General features: G+C 69.9%; 1 protein-coding gene. It reads right to left on the bottom strand.

The genetic code is table 11. The annotated features are described in order from the left end of the window. Window positions 1-33: 33 nt before the first annotated feature. Window positions 34-1,244 (bottom strand): IS3 family transposase gene (locus AB0J08_RS41660; RefSeq protein ID WP_360645439.1). Its coding sequence is split into 2 segments (ribosomal slippage): window positions 34-998 and window positions 998-1,244, totalling 1,212 coding nucleotides; the frame shifts between segments, so codons are not numbered across the junction. Window positions 1,245-1,267: the final 23 nt, after the last annotated feature.

Here is a 1,267-nt window from a genome sequence, read left to right as displayed (position 1 = left end):
TGAGGTGTCCCCTGGAGTGTGGACACAGGGGTTTCATGCCGCGAGGGAGAGTTTAGCCGGGGCGTGGTGCCGCTGTTCGAACTCGATGGGTGGGAGGTAGCCGAGGGCGCTGTGACGCCGACGGGCGTTGTAGTAGGTGAGCCAGCGGAAGACCTCGAGCCTGGTCCGGGGCACCGTCATGAGCGGCATCCCGTGCAGCGCCTCGCGCTTCAGGCTCTGCCAGAGGCTCTCGGCCAGGGCATTGTCGTAGGACGAGCCGACCCGTCCCATCGAGCGGCGGACGCCGTGACGGTCGCAGACCTCGGCGAAGGCGGCGGACGTATATTGAGACCCGCGGTCCGCGTGGAAGATCACTCCGGTGACGTCGCCGCCCCGGGCGGCGACCGCGGACTCGAGTGCGTCGATGACCAGCGAGGTCCGCATGTGGGTGGCCATCGACCAGCCCACCACCCGGCGCGAGCGGATGTCGATCACGCAGGCCAGGAACAGCCACGAGCTGCCGGCCCGGATGTAGGTGATGTCGCCGCACCAGCGCTCGTCCAGCCGCTCGGCGGTGAAGTCCCGCTCGATCAGGTCCGGCACCGGTGGAGCGATCGGGTCCGGGACCGTGGTGCGCTTACGGCGCCGCAGGTGGCGGCCGGCGATCCGGTGCTCGCGCATCAGCCGGGCCACCCGTTTGCGGTTCACCGCCCGGCCGCCGGACCGGAGCTCGGCGTGGATGCGTCGGACTCCGTAGGCCTCGCGGTGCTCGGCGTGGATCTTTTGGATCTCCGCGGTCAGGGCGTCGTCCTCGGACCGGCGCGCGGCGCGGGTCTCACCGCCGGCGAGCCACCGGTAGTAGCCGGAGCGGGACGCGCCGAGTATCCGGCACAGCCGCTGGACACCGAAGTCACCGGCGTTGGCGGAGATGAAGTCCCAGCGGCGGGCCCTCACTTCATCTCCTTCGCAAAATACTGGGCCGCCCGCCGCAGAATCTCCCGCTCGAGCGCCCATTCCTTCTCGGCCTTCGACAGCCGCGCGTTCTCCGCCCGCAGCAGGACCAGCTCCGCCTGTACGTCCTCCGCGTGCCGCCCGGGTCCTGTCGCCGTCCCGGCCTCGACGGCTCGTACCCAGGACCGCAGTGTCTCCGGGTTGACGTTCAGATCGGCCGCGACGTCCTTGAACGTCCGCCGTCCCGCCGAGGCCCGCCACAACGCCACCGCGTCCGACCGGAACTCCGCACTGTACTTCGATGGCCTCGCCATGTAGATCTTCACCTTCCTGGACT

This window comes from Kitasatospora sp. NPDC050463 (genome assembly GCF_040655255.1).
Classification (GTDB): domain Bacteria; phylum Actinomycetota; class Actinomycetes; order Streptomycetales; family Streptomycetaceae; genus Kitasatospora.
This window is presented reverse-complemented; position numbering and strand designations above follow the sequence as displayed.